General features: G+C 44.6%; 11 protein-coding genes. 9 read left to right on the top strand and 2 right to left on the bottom strand.

What is annotated here, in order from left to right:
• Nucleotides 1-216: 216 nt before the first annotated feature.
• From NO989_RS18365 to NO989_RS18335, 7 genes are all read left to right on the top strand, one after another.
• Nucleotides 217-1,359, top strand: a complete 1,143-nt coding sequence (locus NO989_RS18365; protein ID WP_371342982.1) for a paraquat-inducible protein A — start codon at nucleotides 217-219, stop codon at nucleotides 1,357-1,359.
• On the top strand, nucleotides 1,356-3,008 hold the full coding sequence (pqiB, locus tag NO989_RS18360; protein WP_049585894.1) for an intermembrane transport protein PqiB: 1,653 nt from the start codon (nucleotides 1,356-1,358) through the stop codon (nucleotides 3,006-3,008). Before NO989_RS18365 ends, pqiB begins: the two co-directional genes overlap by 4 nt.
• A 177-nt stretch (nucleotides 3,009-3,185) precedes the next feature.
• Nucleotides 3,186-3,797, top strand: coding sequence for a membrane integrity-associated transporter subunit PqiC (locus NO989_RS18355; protein WP_371342980.1), 612 nt, complete (start codon nucleotides 3,186-3,188; stop codon nucleotides 3,795-3,797).
• A 2-nt stretch (nucleotides 3,798-3,799) separates the two neighbouring features.
• A complete protein-coding gene (locus tag NO989_RS18350; RefSeq protein ID WP_371342979.1) occupies nucleotides 3,800-4,915 on the top strand; it encodes a GGDEF domain-containing protein in 1,116 nt (371 codons plus the stop codon).
• A 139-nt stretch (nucleotides 4,916-5,054) separates the two neighbouring features.
• Nucleotides 5,055-6,203 (top strand): efflux RND transporter periplasmic adaptor subunit, encoded by a 1,149-nt coding sequence (locus NO989_RS18345; RefSeq protein WP_014948891.1) that lies wholly within the window; start codon nucleotides 5,055-5,057, stop codon nucleotides 6,201-6,203.
• A 9-nt stretch (nucleotides 6,204-6,212) separates the two neighbouring features.
• The gene (locus NO989_RS18340) at nucleotides 6,213-9,392 is read left to right on the top strand and encodes an efflux RND transporter permease subunit (RefSeq protein ID WP_156086138.1); all 3,180 of its coding nucleotides are present in this window, start codon (nucleotides 6,213-6,215) and stop codon (nucleotides 9,390-9,392) included.
• A gap of 93 nt (nucleotides 9,393-9,485) precedes the next feature.
• Nucleotides 9,486-9,977, top strand: a complete 492-nt coding sequence (locus NO989_RS18335; protein WP_110287822.1) for a GNAT family N-acetyltransferase — start codon at nucleotides 9,486-9,488, stop codon at nucleotides 9,975-9,977.
• 94 nt (nucleotides 9,978-10,071) lie between these two features.
• On the opposite strand, the gene NO989_RS18330 is transcribed toward NO989_RS18335, so the two are convergent.
• Both NO989_RS18330 and NO989_RS18325 read right to left on the bottom strand, forming a co-directional pair.
• The gene (locus NO989_RS18330) at nucleotides 10,072-12,153 is read right to left on the bottom strand and encodes a TonB-dependent siderophore receptor (protein ID WP_049585922.1); all 2,082 of its coding nucleotides are present in this window, start codon (nucleotides 12,151-12,153) and stop codon (nucleotides 10,072-10,074) included.
• 509 nt (nucleotides 12,154-12,662) lie between these two features.
• Nucleotides 12,663-13,277, bottom strand: coding sequence for a TetR/AcrR family transcriptional regulator (locus NO989_RS18325; protein ID WP_014976048.1), 615 nt, complete (start codon nucleotides 13,275-13,277; stop codon nucleotides 12,663-12,665).
• A gap of 209 nt (nucleotides 13,278-13,486) precedes the next feature.
• On the opposite strand from NO989_RS18325, the gene NO989_RS18320 reads away from it, so the two are divergent.
• Together NO989_RS18320 and NO989_RS18315 are read left to right on the top strand one after the other, a co-directional pair.
• Nucleotides 13,487-14,569: an efflux RND transporter periplasmic adaptor subunit gene (locus tag NO989_RS18320; protein ID WP_061485276.1), complete on the top strand. Its 1,083-nt coding sequence runs from the start codon at nucleotides 13,487-13,489 to the stop codon at nucleotides 14,567-14,569.
• A gap of 3 nt (nucleotides 14,570-14,572) precedes the next feature.
• Complete coding sequence (locus tag NO989_RS18315) at nucleotides 14,573-17,614, top strand: efflux RND transporter permease subunit (RefSeq protein WP_069943992.1); 3,042 nt, start codon at nucleotides 14,573-14,575, stop codon at nucleotides 17,612-17,614.
• The last annotated feature ends 30 nt before the right edge of the window (nucleotides 17,615-17,644 follow it).

The raw sequence follows: 17,644 nt of genomic DNA, 5'->3' as shown, positions 1-17,644 counted from the left end.
CCAAAGATGAGTAATAGATCAAAATGGGGGATCGGTGTCAAGAAAAATAAATCAGTTAATTAGGTGCGGAATGACGGTTACTGTTAAATACGACTGGCTATACTTCCCGACATGCCTGCAATAAGCTATGCTGTTGATACTAAAAATCAACTAGTTATACCTCTAGGCTGCTATCTATCATACAACGAGCATACAAAAAGTGGCGTGCAAAAGCATATGGCTGAATCAAATACGTTATCTATAGTTTGTGAGCAATGCCATACTCAGGTACACATTCCCGCGCTAGCACACAGGCAACGGGCCGTGTGTCCAGTATGTAACCACACACTAATATCTCATCGCGATGGCGCAAGCGAAAAGTTGCTCGCTTATACCTTCAGTGCCCTGATATTTTTATTACTTTCGTTACCTTTTAACTTTCTGACATTTAAAGCAAGCGGTCAAAAGCACAGTATTGACTTGCCCACCGGTATTACCGTACTCATCGAAAACGATTATTTATCACTAGCGATAGTAACCAGCTTAGCAACATTATTGCTGCCCGGAATGGTACTAGGCGGCCTGCTATTGTTATCGTTAGCTCAAATACAAAACCGACGCCCCTTTTACTTGCCGCGGCTTTACAAACTTGTGAAAGCCCTCTTACCGTGGAGCATGGCAGAAATTTTTCTGGTTGGTACCTTGGTTAGCCTTATCAAAATTACCGAGTTGGCCGACGTTTCCATAGGCCTGTCATTTTACGCATTCGTTGGCTTTTCAGCGTTCACGGCTCTTTGTATATCCCAATTTGATCCCACACGCTATGCCATGTGGATGTCTCAAGGCCAACCACCACAACCTAAACCATTGTGTGAAGCGCAAGCGCGAGAGAGTATTCAGCGTATGTGGGCGTTGTTGATCACTGCTTGTATCTTATATATTCCTGCTAATGTATTGCCAATTATGTATACTGAATTTTTTGGCCAAGAGACGCCCAATACCATTATTGGTGGTGTCATATCGTTGTGGGAATCGGGCTCATACCCAGTGGCGATAATTATTTTAGTTGCCAGCGTGGTAGTGCCAGTGGCAAAAATTATCATTCTTGCTTGGCTCAATTTTTCCGTACAGCGAGAGAAAACCACTTCAAAACAATTACGTATACGTTACTACCGCATCACTGAGGCGATAGGCCGCTGGTCGATGATAGACGTTTTTGTTGTAGCAGTGCTGGTATCCCTTATTCAGATGGGGAACACCATGTCTATTTATCCGGGCCAAGCGGCACTCGCCTTTTGTGCCGTTGTATTTGTAACGATGATAGCCGCGATGACGTTTGATTCGAGGCTAATTTGGCAGCAGTGGAAGCAATTACCATGACCACAAACGATCCGAACATTAATGAAGCTAAGGTCAAACCGACCTCGTCCATTTCTCGCATTTGGATTATCCCAATTCTTGTTATCGTTATTGGTGGCTGGATGGTGTACTACCAATGGAAGAATCAGGGCCCTCTCATTACGATAGAGCTGCATTCGGCAACAGGTATTGAGGTAAACAAAACACCAATAAAAGTGCGGGACCTAGATATTGGACAGGTAAAAAAGATAACGCTAAAGCCTGACTTAAACGGCGTACTTGTCACGGCCAGAATTGATGCTAGCGCGGCCCATCTACTCAATGAAAATGCAAAGTTTTGGGTTGTCGCCCCCCGTATAAGTTTTTCAGAGGTTTCAGGGCTTAACACCCTCTTGTCTGGCAGCTATATTGCCATGTCAGCCCGTGATAAAGGCAAAGAGCAACTCCATTTTACGGCACTTGAGCGCCCACCGGTTACGCCTCCTGGCACTCCAGGGCTTCATGTTATGTTAAAAAGTGACGACGAATTTGCCTACAAACCTGGCGATCCCGTTATTTATAAAGGGTTTAAAGTTGGCGAGTTTGAAGACGCTACCTTTAATATTGAAGAACGTGTGGTGTATTACGACGCATTTATTGAAGCGCCTTACCATAAACTCATAACCAACACGACACGTTTCTGGGATGTCAGCGGTGTTAAATTGTTGCTTGAATCGAACGGTGTAAGCATTGAAACAGGCAGCTTGGAAACCTTATTAGCAAACGGTATTACCTTTGGGATCCCTGACGGCGTGCCAAAAGGTGAACAAGTGCTAGATAACGCCTTTTTCACAATTTATGGGGATAGCACATCCGCCTCAGATGCACGTTATAAAGTCGCCGCTGAATACTTGCTACTTATCGATGAAAGTGTGCGAGGTCTAACCGTTGGCGCACCGGTTGAATACCGTGGTATTGAAATTGGCAACGTAACTGCTATCAACTCCTTCCCTGCTTTAGATGGCAACATTTTGGAGCGAGATTATCCCATCCCCGTGCTTATTAATATTTACCCCGGTAAAGCAAGGCAGCCAGATACCAAAGAAGGCCTTAGTGCAATAAAGCAAACCATTCGAAACTGGCTAGAAAGAGATCTTCGCGCATCGCTACGCATGGGTAATGTATTAACAAGTGGTTTGTATGTAGATTTACAGCATGTACCTGATGCCGACAGTAACGGCGGCATTGAAGTGATTAACGGCTACGAAGTAATTCCTACTGTTAGTAACGAGTTCACGCAATTGACGCAAAAGGCCGACGCAATTTTAGACAAAATCAATCAGCTTCCGCTTAAGGAAATGGTGGAAAATGTGCAGTTAGCCGTTGAAGACATGCGTTTAGCTGCTGAGTCTGTGGAAACGGCGAGCAGCGACTTTGATGTACTTATCGCTGATATTGATGCGAAAGCATTAAATAGTAATCTTAATCAGGTTCTTGTTAGCCTTGATGGCCTGCTTAAAAATTACAGCGAGGGTGGTTTTAACCAGTCTGAGATAAAAGAGACCGTTGATGCGCTGCAAGAAACCATGCGCAATATTCAGCCTTTATTGTTAAAGCTAAACCAGTCTCCGAATAGTTTAATATTTTCAAAGGATGATGAAGCGGACATTCAACCTAAAGCAAAGAATTAGCGCAGCAGAGTCAAACAAATGCGCGGTTAATTTTCGAGCAACAATGGTGTAAAAAATGAATGCTCTTTATTCTTGATAATTAGCCGATATTAAGAAAGTAATACGCTACAGTGAATGTCAATTGACAGTAATGCCATAGCGAAACATTCAAAAACAAGGATGGAAGGAATAAATAGAATGATACAGCAGTTTAATGTTTTCCCATCTCAACCTACAGGTAAAGCGCTGTTTATCGGTGTATTTGCGCTTTTCACCTGCGTATTATCGGCGTGTAGTAGCGCGCCTCGTTCGCTGACATACTATTTACTTCACACCACGGGTGACGGTGCATATACCGTAAACAAAGCATCAACAGCTGTTGTAATAGATAAGATAACCCTACCGGAATATCTCAAACACCGTGGGCTTGTGTACCAAACCAGTGACACCAACTTGCATATTTCAACCAGTCACTTGTGGGCCGAGCCTGTAGACGAAGGGCTTACTAAGGCGCTAACCAGCGCGTTAGCATCAAAGCAAGTGTCATTGCTTCGCCCCGATCACTACGCAAGTGAAGAAGCCATTCATATGGCGTTGCACCTCAATGATTTTGTCAGCACCTATGAAGGGGAAGTTATTCTATCTGGCCAATATGTGATTACTCACGTGGAAGGCCAAACGCAAAGCTACCCATTTTTATACAAAACGCTCCTTGAAGATGATGGATTTTCTCCAAGTATCAAAGCAATGAGAAATACTATCCAACAACTTGCAGAAGATATTAGAAAAACTGTGACAAAATCTGCTTAATCATGTTCGGCTCTCTCAAGCAATACGTATTTAGTGGCGTAAGCCGTCACTACAAAGATGAAACCAACAGACGCATTATGGTGGTGAACCTTTTTGCGGCAGTGGGTATGTCTATCACGTTCTTGCTTGGCTCTAGGGCTTTTATTGACGGTGAATATTCTCTTTCAACTACGCTCTATACTGCCAGTGTAGTATTTGCTATTTCACAGCGCTTACAAGTTCGGTTTGCGTCAGCCAAAGCTCGTACATGGTCTATAACACTTCTCATTATCTGTTTAATGGTACTGACTCTCCTGCTGCTGATTACCGGTGGAAAAGACAATACCGGTCCCCTTTGGATTTACTTGGTGCCGCCAGTCACTATGTTTTTTGCAGGCTTTGTCAGAGGCCTCATCGCACTTATTGCCTATACGCTAGTTAGCGCCATCGTGCTGTTCGCCTTCAATGACGCTTCATTTGTAGCAAACTACACCTACGCGTTTAAAACTCGTTTACTGTATTCTTTTTTAACCGTTTCATTTCTGTCGGCGTTTTATGAGTACAGTAGACAAAAGAGTTACGACACAGCACTTTATTTAAGTGAGCAGTTTGAGCGCCAGGCCAAGCATGACCACTTAACTCAGTTATTAAACCGGCGAGGTGCGCAGCAGTGTCTAGAGCGCGAGTACGCAAGAATGCTGAGAAGCAAACGTAAATTTTCAGTCGCCATTGCAGATATTGACCGCTTTAAAAGTATTAATGACACCTTAGGCCATGAACAAGGTGACGAGGTCCTTCGTCAGATTTCAAAAGTGTTTAGTTCTCGTCTGCGAGGACAAGATATTCTCGCACGGTGGGGTGGCGAAGAATTCATGTTCATCTTTACCGATACTGATGAAGCGGGTGCTGTAAATGCCTTGGAAAATATTCGAGATATTTTGAACAACGCACCGCTTAATATTAACGGTAGCGAGATCCATGTAACGAGTAGTTTCGGGGTGAGCGAAGTAAATCCCGATATAGATATTTCCTGCGCCGTTCGTCGAGCAGACCAAGCACTTTACTATGCCAAAGATAATGGTCGAGATTTCGTGTGTGAATTTTCGTCGTTGAGCTCCCCCTCTTTTTCGGAAAACTAAACCAATTTCCCTGTTTAAATCAGTACGGATAACTGACTTTACACAAAATTGACTCATGTTTAGTTACATTTGCGCTGTATTCCTGAAACACTTTAGCGCTACACTATGTAAAGTATTCGCTATAAAAGTAGATTTAGCCATGAAATGGATGAAAGTTGCACTGCCTATTGGTGTTTTATTAGTAGGCTACTTAGGTATGAAAGGAATCGAAGCCTCTGCCTCTGATAATACTATTACAGAAGAAGTTGATACCCGCCCAACGGTGACTATTGAAGCTTTATCGCCAGAAGACGTGCGCGTTCAACTTACCTCGTATGGCGAAATAACGCCCCTTGAAACCACAAACCTTGCAGCTCAGGTATCGGGAGAAGTTGAGCGCTGGAACCCTAAGTTTGTGAGCGGCGGTCTGGTTCGACGTGGCGAAACCTTATTTGAAATAGAAGCTGACGCATATGAAGCGGCACTATTGCTGGCTGAAGCTAACCTCGCTAGCGCGCAAGCACAGCTTATCCAAGAGCAAGCCCAAGCTGATGTCGCTGCCAAAGAAGCGAAAACGATGCCTAACGCACGGGTTACTGACCTTTACCTTCGCAAACCTCAAGTAATGAGTGCGCAAGCTGGCGTAAAATCAGCAGAGGCGCAGCTTAAAATCGCCAAGCGTGATTTAGACAACTGTAAGGTAAAAGCACCATACGATGCACTTATAGTATCGAGAGATATCAGCACTGGTGACTATGTAACTCAAGGCACGCCAGTCGCTGTCATTAACAACATCGAATACGCTGAAGTAACCTTCCCTGTAGCCGGCTTTGACCGTGTTTTTCTAGCAGATAACACCATTGGTAGTGAAATCGCCATCGAAGTAGATGATGTGCAGGGCGCTACTGTAAAAGGTACCATTCACCGTGATACGGGTGTGGTAGATAACACCACGCGTATGAGCTATTTCGTTGCCCGTATTGAAGATCCTTACGCCATCAATTCGTCGAAGCCTATCGTGAAGTTTGGTTCATATAGCACAATCGCATTTGAAGGAAAAACCCTTAGCGACGTATACCGCGTACCTCAAGAGTTGGTAACCAATCGATTGTTATGGACGTTAGATGACGAAGACAGATTAAAATCGCAAAAGGTTAAAGTTGTTCGCGAAGAAAATGGCGACTTCCTTATTCAAGGCGATTTCAATGCCAAAAAAGTCGTGATGAGTTTGCCCGAATATCCTCAAAACGGTATGCCTGTTAAGGTCATTGAGACCACGACCGAAATTGTGACAGCAAAAGCGAACTAAGGAGCTGTCATGGAAAACCACAACGATACACAAACCGGCATTATTTCTTGGTTCGCCAGAAACTCCGTGGCCGCCAACCTACTGATGATTTTTATCATCATCATGGGGATAGCGAGCTATTTCACTATTCAGCGTCAGATGTTTCCAAACATCGAAATAAACTACATCACCGTTGAAGCCAACTACCCTGGTGCTTCACCTCAAGAGATTGAAGAGAGTATTTTCATTAAAGTTGAGGAAGCAGTAAAAGACATTACTGAGATTAAGCGTACGGTTTCACGTGCATTTCGCGGTGGCGGTGCAGTTACACTGGAAATTGACACTAAAGCTGAATTAACAGATGTACTTGATAAGGTGAAGCTTCGCGTTGACAGTATTGCCACCTTCCCCGCTGGCATGGAGCCGGTTAATGTTTCCCAAGTAGAGTTCCAGCAGCAAGTTATTGAAATGCCTATTGTCGGTGACTTGCCTTTATCAGAACTCAAAGTGCTGGCAAAAGAGGTGGAAGATGAGCTTCTACAACTTGGCTCTATCTCTTTGGTTGAAGCCAATACGCCGGACGATGAAATTGCCATTGAAATTAAACCTGATACGCTTAGGAAGTACGGCTTAACTATTGCCGATGTCACACAGGCAATTAATAGTTACTCTGCCAACATTTCCGCAGGTCAGCTTAGAACTAACTCAGGTATCGTATCGGTACGTGTTGAAAACCAGTACTACAGCGGCGATGAGTTTAAGCAAATCCCTATTAAAATTGGCACAGGCGGCGCTAAGGTAACCTTGGGCGATGTCGCTTATATCAACGATGGATTTGTTGAAGGTGAACGCTACTTTAAATACAACGGCATGAACGCTATCTACATTGCCGTTAAAGCCACTAAAACCCAAAACACCATTCCTGTAGCCGAAACCGTAAAAGCCTATATTGATCAGAAAAACGAAAGCCTTCCTCAAGGAGTAAGTCTAGAAATTCTGGTTGATATGACCTATTACCTTAACGCTCGTTTAGACATGATGTTGTCGAACCTGGTTCAAGGCTCAATTCTAGTGGCGCTAATGTTAACCCTGTTCTTGCGCTTTAGGCTTGCCGTGTGGGTTATGGTTGGTTTACCGGTATGTTTCCTTGGTGCCATGATGCTAATGCCTTTGTTTGGTGTAAGCATAAACATCCTTTCGCTGTTCGCATTTATCATGGTACTGGGTATTGTGGTTGATGATGCGATCGTTATTGGCGAGAGTGCTTACACCGAAATTGAAAGCAAAGGTGGCGGTGTTGACAATGTAATCCGCGGTGCCAAGCGCGTAGCTACGCCCGCCACATTCGGTGTTTTAACCACTATCGCCGTGTTTGCTCCGTTTACGCTAAGCAGCGGGCCTGAAGGCGCATTCTTCTACAATATCGCTGTTGTCGTAATCTTGTGTTTAGCATTCAGTCTAGTTGAATCTAAGCTCATTCTGCCGGCCCACTTAGCCCACACTAAATTTTCCCCAGTTAAACAAAATAGCTGGCGGTCGCGTTTTAACAAGCGATTCTTTGCTTTTGTTAACGGTCCTTACAAGCGTTCTCTAGCGAAAGCGATTGAATGGCGCTGGGCTGTACTCATGATGTTCGTCGCAATGCTAATGCTAAGTATGGGGCTTATTGGTGCTAATTACGTAAGAATGGTCCCCAATCCGAAAGTACCTCATGACTTCCCAAGCGTTAAAATAGAGATGAATGAAAACGTCTCAGATTTAGCAACCATTAACGCGTTAAAAATTGTTGAGCAAACAATCTTAGACGTTGAAGAACAAATCATCGATGAGTTTGGTCAAGGCATGATAAGAGACCGCCTGGCGTTTAACGATGACAGAACTGAAGGCCGTATTTTAACGCCGTTAGTTAATGAAGAAGACCGCCCTATTGACACGTTTGAGCTTGCTCGTCGCTGGCGCGAAGCCATTCCTGAAATTACCGGCATGAAATCATTTACCGTAGTTGATGACGTAAACGGTGATGGTGATGACGGCGAATTTGGTTATTTACTCTTTGGCCCTGATATCGACACTCTAAACGCAGCAGGTCTTAAGTTTATTGAAATGCTGCAGCAGCAAGAGGGTTTGTTTGACGTTAGCTCAACTATCGACCCTCCAAGCAAAGAAGTACAAATGACATTGCTTCCAGTTGCGTACGATTTAGGTCTTACTCTGTCTAACATCGCTTCTCAAGTAGGTGCAGGCTTCTACGGCGGCGAGGCACAACGTGTTATTCGAAACGGTGAAGAAGTGAAAGTAATGGTGCGCTACCCAGAACTTACCCGCGAACGCTTCGCCGACTTGAAGTACTCTTTGATCACCACGCCTAATGGTCAGGAAGTTATGCTGGGTGACGTTGTGGCCTTAGAGGAGAAACCAGGTATAAGCTACATTCGCCGTGAAGGTGGATATCGTAGCGTTTACATTTGGGGCAATATCGATGAAGAAAAGATTGAGCCAAACGAAGTGGTCACTGAAATTAGAGAGAAGCTACTTCCTCAATTAAAAGAGTCGTTCCCGTCGGTTATGACTGAACTTGGTGGTGACATTGAGGAGCAGCAAGCGCAACAGAATGAGCAGATATTGTTTTTCTTAGCTGCCATGATCATGGTGTATATCCTTCTTGCTGTACCACTTAAAAGTTATGGGCAACCACTTATTATCATGTCGGTTATCCCATTTAGCTTTACAGGCGCAGTCTTCGGCCACTTTGTGCTGGGCTTAGACTTATCTATGATGTCTAACTTTGGCCTAATCGCTGCGGCAGGGGTTGTTATCAATGACTCACTAGTTATGACTGACTTTGTGAACCAGCGCCGTGCACAAGGCTACAGCATTAAAGAAGCGGTGACCGAAGCTGGTACCGCGCGCTTCCGAGCGATTACGTTAACCTCAATCACTACGTTTGTAGGCGTACTGCCCATTATGTTTGAAACAAGCCTACAGGCAGCGTTTGTTGTACCAATGGCCGCAGCACTCGGTTTTGCAGTACTTTACGCTACGCTTGTAACGCTTATATTGGTGCCGTGCTTGTACTTAATACTGCTTGATTTACGTGGTCCGTTTACGTTTATTAAGCGCAAGATTGTACGCAAAAAGCCTACTAAGGATAACGACGGCAATAGTACTTCTCACACACATGTACCTCAGCCAAGTGCATCGATGGACTAGCTTTTATCGCTGAGAAAAGCTACAAACACCTAACTGTTTTAAAATGAGCCTTTATTGGCTCATTTTTTTTGATTATTTATGATGGGAGTCACCATGAGCAACACCATTTCAATAAGGCCAGCCACGCCTGAGGATATTTCACAAATTCGCCAGTTCATTCTGGAACTTGCTATTTATGAAAAAGCAGAGCATGAAGTAGAAGCAGATGAAGAAGCGCTACTTAAAACATTATTCGGAGAAGGCGCAACCGCGCATTGTGTAATGTGTGAAAGCGATGACGCACCTATTGGTTTCGCTGTGTATTTCTTTAATTACTCAACGTGGCAAGGACGCAATGGTCTCTACCTTGAAGATTTGTATGTTTCACCAAAATCACGTGGCCAGGGTGCAGGGAAAGCGTTATTACAACACTTAGCTAAAACAGCGGTAGAAAACGACTGCGGGCGTTTTGAATGGAGCGTTTTAGACTGGAACAAGCCAGCTATCGATTTTTACGAGTCACTTGGCGCTAAACCAAAGAGTGAATGGTTAGGCTATCGTATGGATGGACAGACACTTATCGACTTTGCAAAGCAAGGCGAATAGAGCACAAAGCCTCTAAATACAAAGAGCAGAGATAAAAAAAGCCATTCGCTTTCGCGAATGGCTTTTAAACAATATTTTAAAAATGACGGTTAATTTAGAAAGAACCAATCAGTGATAGACGCGCATTAATTGGCGCACCTACTGTTACCTGATGCGTAGAGTGCGCATTCGGGAAGTAAAGCGTATCAGTCAAGTTTTCAACGTTTAACTGAAGGCGCATTTTGTCGCTAAGCGTGTAGTAAGCAGACGCATCAACACGCGTATAGCTAGGTAGTACAGGCGATGAAGCACTTGTCGATACCTTACTTTCGTCCTGATATGTAGCACCAATGCCGAAGCCAAATACTTCATTCACTTCGTAGGTTGTCCACACAGACATCGTATTTTCAGGCAGCTCACGAAGCTCTACGCCACTTGCGTTTTCGCCGTCAAGGTTGCTGTAGTTTGCAGTAATATACCACTTGTCTGTGATATAACCTTGCAGCTGTAGCTCAAAACCAGATACATCTGAGTCAACTTCAACAAAGCTTTCAGGGTCATTCGGGTCGTTATCCAATGACGTCTGCTCGTTCTCAAAGATAGCTGCTGTAAAGCTCATGCTGTCGTTGAAGTCCCACTTAACACCAATTTCTTGGTTCGTGAACGTGTCTGGATCTAGCGCGTTTGCGTCGCCATTAATATTCGCATATTGCTCGCCGCTGCGTGGCAAGAATGACTCACTGTAGCTAGCGTATATAGAGATATTTTTCTGTGGCTTATACACTAGGCCTGCACGCGGTGACACTTCTTCGTCTTTTCTGCTGCGTGTCTCTAAAACTTCAGGGTCCGCGTTGAATACTTCAATATCGAAGCTGTCAAAACGTGCACCTAGTACAAGGTCGAAGTTGTCTGATAGTGCAATTTCATCTTGAACATAGAAAGAGTATACATCCAAGTCTACATGCGTATCGTCGTTCAAGTCAGAGAAGTCTGCTGTAACTGTTACGCCTTCAGCATTTGTACCAGTTAAACCACGGAAGCTTAACGGACGTGAAATATTAAACGTTTCTCTATCACCGTCAGTGGAATCAAACACAGGGTTGTAACGATCTTGGTTTGACTTGGTATTAATAACCTCACCACCGAAGATAACCGTGTGCCCAATGCTTCCCGTTTCAAATTCGCCAACTAGGTTAGAAGACAAGATCATGTTTTCACGCTGCGTAGTATCAACGTATCCGTCTAGCGTTACTTGCTCAGTCTCAGCGTTATAACCTGCCGCATAAAAGGTCGAGTAAACTTTGTCATAGTCACCGTAAAAAGCGTTGAAGTTACCTTTCAGGTTATCTGAGAAAGTGTGCTCAACGTTTGCACGGAACACGTCAGCGCCCAATGTTTGGTAATTGTTATCTGGATCGCCAAACACGATTTCTTCAAACGCTTCAACTGGCTCGCCGTTGGCTGTTGGCACACCGCGGTCAATAAAGCGCTCGTGGTCGATATATTCATACGACACATCAACAATTGTGTCATCGCTTAACTCAAAGCGTGCCGTTGGGTTGAAGCCGTAACGATCTCCGTAAAAGAAGTCGCGATGATTATCTAAGCTTTCGTACATGGCGTTAATGCGCAGGGCCGACTTATCGCCCGTGTCAACATTGGTGTCTAACTGTAAGTTATATGCACCAAACGTATTAGCAGATACGTTGTAGTTTACAAACTTATCGCTCGTTTTCGCTTTCTTAGATACACGATTTAAGATACCGCCCGTACCACCGCGACCGAATAGCAATGCATTTGGACCACGAAGAATTTCTACCTGTTCAACATTGTAAAGTGCACGGTAGTATTGAACGTCATCACGGTTACCATCTAAGTAGAAATCTGCAGTAGAGCGCACACCACGGAATACTACCGAGTCGCGGTGACCTTCACCTTGCGATGTATTAACACCTGGTGCGTAGTCAATAATTTGTCCAATGCTAGTAATACCGCGAGCCGTTATTTCTTCAGCCGTAATAATCGACAAGCTCTGTGGCACGTCGATAATAGGTGTAGGGCTTTTAATTGAGTTGGACTGGTTAACCGAAAGGTACTTCCCTTTCACCGTTAGTCTCTCAATATCTTCCATATCAGCAGCAAAAGTTGCTGGGCTTAGAATTATCGCAGCAGCAATACTCGTAAGTTTGAATTTCAAAATTGCTCTCCAAGTGTTCTGTAAGTGTTGTGTGTTTACTTTTAAAAATCTGTAAAACCCTATTATCACGACCCGGCTTTCTGCCGAATTTTGCAATTGCAAATAATAATAGTTGTTATTTTTGGTCGGGATATTATAAAAATTTAGAACAAATGACGAGAGCAAAAGCGACAAAATTTAAAAACTCTTTATAAATTTTCTTAATTTATTAGATGAATAAGACTCAAATTGCACCAAAATAGACTAAAGAATAAGCAGGTGAATATATTTCGTACGATTGTAGAGGAGCATATTGCAGGTGTCGGAGGACGAGCGACAGGGAGAACAAACAGCTAAGTGAAAAGGTATTTACTGGCTACATCATCTGAAGTGTAGTCCGTTTGAATCAAGAGGGATCTGTGAAGTTAGCGCGAAGACGGATAAGCGGAAAAAATGTTTGGGAAGTAAAAGTTCAATGGCCCTTCAATACTGAAAGAGCCTTGAACAAACTCATTGATATAGCCTGCCAACTACACAACAGCATAGCGGCTTAAAATCAAAGCCACTGTGTGTTTTGCTAAGCTCTTCTTATCGTTATCGCTGAGGGAATCTTCAATTTTGAACAGCTGAGGCCAAAAGCACTGCCCTTTTACTAAGCTATCAATTTCATCGACAACCCGATCCAAGTCGTCAAACGCGAGTTTATTGTCGGCTTTGGCATCCTTTAACCAGCGGTGCATAGCCGTCTCTTGGGCTTTTAATTGCGCAACTTCATCTTTTAGCTTTTCCGGCTCGTAGAAGAAGTGGCCAATCGCAACCCGAGCTAAATCGAGGTGTGATTCACTCACCATAAACTCAATGTCTTGCAAAATAAGGTCTTCTAGCTGCTCGTCTAGCGGAAGCGTAGCATCGTACTTTTTATTAATATTTAAAATAGCCGTTTGCCACTGCTGCGTAACCAAATGCATCACCAGCTCTTCTTTTGTAGAAAAGTGATTGTACACAGTGCGCTTTGACACATTTGCCAGTTCAGCCAGCTTATCCATGCTTGTGCCGTTAACGCCAAACTCTTGGAATGCCTGTGTTGCCGCCTGAATAATGGCTTCGCGTTTGATGTCGCTACGCGTACGTGTGTTGCCTACCATATGGAAATTCTCAAAATTAGTTATCCGCTACATTAACCCGATCATTTTACACCGAACAGTTTACTTTTCAATGTGACCGCACTAAAATGCACTCACCAGTTTACTTTAGGTAATGACTATCTTTGCTGCCGTTGTGCATATCATCACTACCTTGGTTTACACATCTATACTTTAATTACCCTGACTATGGATTACATACACCTATGTCCATGATGCGATTCTCTCACATTTTATTTTTAAGCGTTTTATCGGTTTCCACTTTAAGTGCATGTTCTTCCGAAGAGCCTGCCGAGCAACAAGCAAACGTTGCACCTCGTTATGTCAAACTCGCTACGGTTAGCAACATTCCAGATTTTGACGAATTCACCTTCCCTGCCGTTGTATCGGCAGTGAAAACCGTCGATTTAAGCTTTGAAGTTTCAGGCCGCCTTATCCAGACCGACTTGGTGACAGGCAGTGATATCAATAAAGGCAAGTTACTGGCCACTATTGATCGTAAACCATTCGAAAGACGCGTGGACGAGTCTACGACACGACTTGATCAGGCTAAACGAGAGCTTGATAGAATTGAGAAAATGTTCGCTCAAAAGCTAGTTGCACAGAGCTCTCTGGATACTGCAAAAACATCTTACGAACTAGCGGTTATCGACTTAAAAAATGCAGAGCAAGATTTGAGCTACACACAGCTTTATGCTCCTTTTGATGCAAAGGTATCTCAACGACTTGTTGAAAATAACAGTTTTGTTGCCGCAGGTACGCCGATTGCTCGCCTGCAAGATGTGTCTAAAATATACTTCAACATAAATGTTCCTGAGCGCTTACTTACTGCCAATATTGGCCGTGGGATAAAACAAGCCAGCGCCACATTAGCCACCAATCGCAGCCAGTGGTACCCGGTGAACTATGTAGAGCACTCTACTCAACCCGACCCTGTGTCGCAAACTTATGAAGTGGTGTTTGCCATGGAGCCTCGCGAAGAACTACCGTTAACGCCAGGCGCCCGCGCAGTGGTAAAAGTCAGCCTACAAGGTAGTCTGTATCCAGAGGGCTTTGTTGTGCCTGTAAGATCACTTGTGGGTAACAAGGACTCTGGCTTTGCCGTATGGGTATACAACGAAGAAACGAATGCAGTAACAAAGCGAGCTGTAAATGTTAAGCATATTGAAAATGAACTAGCAATTATCGAAGGTAAAAGCCAAGGTGAAATCACTCTTGGCCAGCAAGTGGTTGCTGCTGGAGCAACACAAATGCGTGCAGACATGAAAGTACTTCCTTACCAAGGAGAGAAGTAATTTATGGATATCGCACGCTATTCAATTGATAAGCCCGTCAACATTTGGCTAATGGTAGTCATCCTGCTTTTAGGCGGCATTTTGGCTATGAGCAAAATTGGTCGCTTAGAAGACCCTGCGTTTACCATCAAACAGGTAAAGGTATACACCAACTATCCTGGAGCCAGTGCTGAAAAGGTAGAACGTGAAGTCACTGAACGCTTGGAAATTGCCATTCAGCAAATGCCGCAGTTAAAGGAAGTGACGTCAGTTTCATCGCCGGGCCTTTCCGAAATTACCGTTGAAGTTAAGAGTACTTACGACAGTAACCTCTTACCACAGATATGGGATGAGTTGAGAAAGCGACTTCGCGACACCGCAAGCTCGTTGCCAACGGGTGCACAAAACCCAGTGGTATTTGATGATTTCGGTGACGTTTACGGGCTTTATTACGCGTTAAGTGCACCTGATTTCGATACCCGGGAGCTTCGAGAATTCGCCCGAATTATTCGACGTGACCTGCTTACTACAGAAGGCGTTGCCAAAGTAAATGTCACTGGCGTTCAAAAAGAACAGATAGTGGCCTATATCAACCCTTATCAACTCGCGGGCTTAGGCATTTCATTTCCTGATCTCGCCTCTCTTTTTGAAGACAACCTGCGCCCGTTCAACGGCGGCCGTATTAAAGTTGACGAAAAAAATGTGCGCCTAATTGTAGAGCGCGCGCCAGACAGACTAGAAGAAATATCTAATCTGTCAGTGGTAGTGCCTGGCACAAACCGTTCCCTTCGGGTTGCTGATATTGCCACGCTAAAGTTAGAGCCTGCCGACATACAGCCCGTTCATGTACGCTACAACGGCGAAGAAGCACTTACGCTTTCAGTATCAGCGTTGACCGACGTTAACATTGTTGATGTGGGCGAGCGTGTTAACGCAAAAGTAGAAAAGCTGCTTCAAGAACTGCCTGTCGGTATTACGCTTACGCCTATTTACGATCAGGCCTCAGTCGTCGACGAATCGGTTACTGGCTTTATAAATAACCTCGTTATGTCGGTGGCGGTTGTTACCTTAACGCTATGTTTGTTCATGGGATGGCGCTCAGGCGTGGTAGTTGGCTCTGTGCTACTTGTCACCGTACTAGGTACTATTCTAATCATGTGGCTTATGGATATTCAGCTTCAAAGGATATCACTTGGTGCCATGGTTATCGCCATGGGTATGCTGGTAGATAACGCTATCGTAGTTGCTGAGGGGATGATGCTGCGCATGGCCACCGGCTCTACAGCCAAAGAATCAGCCAGCTTTATTGTTAAGCGTACACAGTGGCCTTTACTTGGCGCAACCGTTATCGGTATTGCGGCTTTTTCAGGCATAGGCCTTTCAAACGATGCTACAGGCGAGTTTCTTTATTCATTGTTTGCCGTAGTGTTGGTTTCCCTCATGATAAGTTGGGTATTAGCGGTAACCTTGGTGCCCGTGCTTGGCGCGTATTTTTACCGCAAAGGTATTGGGCAAACCACAGGTAACGAACTCTCTGCATCGCAACGCTGGTTTAAGCGTGCACTTTTAGGCGCACTTAAGCTTCGTTGGGTAACCATTGGTGCACTGTTTGTTATTACTATCGTGGCTTATGGAAGTTTTGGCATGGTAAAACAAGGCTTCTTCCCTCCGTCAAACGCGCCGCTGTTCTTTGTGCATTATTGGGGCCCGCAAGATAGAGATATACGTGCCACTGAAGTCATTGCAAAAGAAGCTGAAGCTCGTATTTTGGGAATGGAAAACGTCACGGCTGTAACCACCTTTATAGGGCAAGGCGCCGATCGTTTCACCCTCACTTATGCACCTAAAAGTGCTAACGAAAACTATGCCTTTTTCATGGTTCGTGCGAATGAACTTGATAATATTCCGGCTATTCAAAGCGCGCTTGCGAGTAAGCTTACCGACCTAGACTTCGACGCTAGCTTTTATATGGAGCGCATGCAGTTTGGCCCCGGCTCTGGTGCAAAACTTGAGGCCCGTTTTTCAGGCCCAGATACTGAAATACTTCGCGAACTGGCGGATGAAGCCAAAGCACTGCTTTTTGCTGACGGACAAGTGAAAGACGTTCGACATAACTGGCGTGAAAAAGGCTTTGCTATTAATACGCAATTTGACAACTACAACGCAGGGATTGCTGGCGTTTCGCATAGTGACTTTAGCCAGACTATACAGTATGCAAGTAGCGGCGTTCAGCTAGGTACGGTGCAAGACGGTGATTATGCTTACAACATTATTGCAAAGATGGGTAAGGCAGAAGATACCGAGCTTCAATCAATACGTGAATCACAAGTATGGTCTACGCAACAGCGCCAATATGTGCCTTTCACGCAGGTATCTCAGGGCTTGGAGTTAATGACCGAAGAAATGCGTATTCACCGTCGCGACCGCGTTCGCACCATTACGGTAGAAGCTGAGCCGGGTGACGATGAAACTGCTGCCAAAGCGTTAGCGAGAATCCGCCCACTTATTGAAGACATAGAACTTCCAGCTGGATATTCATTAGAATGGGGCGGCGAATTTGAAAGCTCTAGCGATGCACAAAAAGCGCTGGGCGCTGGCTTGCCTGCTGGCTTCCTAGTCATGTTTATTATCTCAGTGTTGCTATTCGGTCATGCTCGTCAGCCGCTGATTATCTGGCTTGTAGTACCTATGGCTATTGTTGGTGTAGTCTCTGGTCTATTAGGTACCGATATGCCGTTTGGCTTTATGTCGCTACTCGGCTTCTTAAGCTTGTTTGGCATGCTTATTAAGAACGCTATTGTACTTATTGAAGAAATTGACCTTCAGATAGAAGAAGGCTTAGCCATTCGCCAAGCGATTGTTGACGCTACGATCAGCCGTGTACGCCCTGTTTCACTGGCGGCGGTAACGACCATTTTAGGTATGGCGCCGCTGCTGTTCGACGCCTTCTTTGCCGATATGGCAGTGACCATTATGGGTGGCCTGGCCTTTGCGACGGTACTTACACTTATCGCTGTGCCCGTACTCTACAGTTTGCTGTTTAAAGTCAGCTACCGCAAAAGCTAACGCTTTAAAACTAACGGTCTCTTTACCGCA

Origin of the sequence: Alteromonas sp. DY56-G5 (assembly GCF_041414725.1) — a bacterium.
GTDB lineage: Bacteria > Pseudomonadota > Gammaproteobacteria > Enterobacterales > Alteromonadaceae > Alteromonas > Alteromonas macleodii.
The sequence above is the reverse complement of the archived record's forward strand: the minus strand, read 5'-3'. Positions and strand labels throughout refer to the sequence as shown.

Bases quoted from the DNA above. Each gene is read 5' to 3' on its own strand.
- NO989_RS18365 (WP_371342982.1), top strand. From the start codon at position 217: ATGGCTGAATCAAATACGTTATCTATAGTTTGTGAGCAATGCCATACT.
- pqiB (WP_049585894.1), top strand. From the start codon at position 1,356: ATGACCACAAACGATCCGAACATTAATGAAGCTAAGGTCAAACCGACC.
- NO989_RS18355 (WP_371342980.1), top strand. From the start codon at position 3,186: ATGATACAGCAGTTTAATGTTTTCCCATCTCAACCTACAGGTAAAGCG.
- NO989_RS18350 (WP_371342979.1), top strand. From the start codon at position 3,800: ATGTTCGGCTCTCTCAAGCAATACGTATTTAGTGGCGTAAGCCGTCAC.
- NO989_RS18345 (WP_014948891.1), top strand. From the start codon at position 5,055: ATGAAATGGATGAAAGTTGCACTGCCTATTGGTGTTTTATTAGTAGGC.
- NO989_RS18340 (WP_156086138.1), top strand. From the start codon at position 6,213: ATGGAAAACCACAACGATACACAAACCGGCATTATTTCTTGGTTCGCC.
- NO989_RS18335 (WP_110287822.1), top strand. From the start codon at position 9,486: ATGAGCAACACCATTTCAATAAGGCCAGCCACGCCTGAGGATATTTCA.
- NO989_RS18325 (WP_014976048.1), bottom strand. From the start codon at position 13,277: ATGGTAGGCAACACACGTACGCGTAGCGACATCAAACGCGAAGCCATT.
- NO989_RS18320 (WP_061485276.1), top strand. From the start codon at position 13,487: ATGATGCGATTCTCTCACATTTTATTTTTAAGCGTTTTATCGGTTTCC.
- NO989_RS18315 (WP_069943992.1), top strand. From the start codon at position 14,573: ATGGATATCGCACGCTATTCAATTGATAAGCCCGTCAACATTTGGCTA.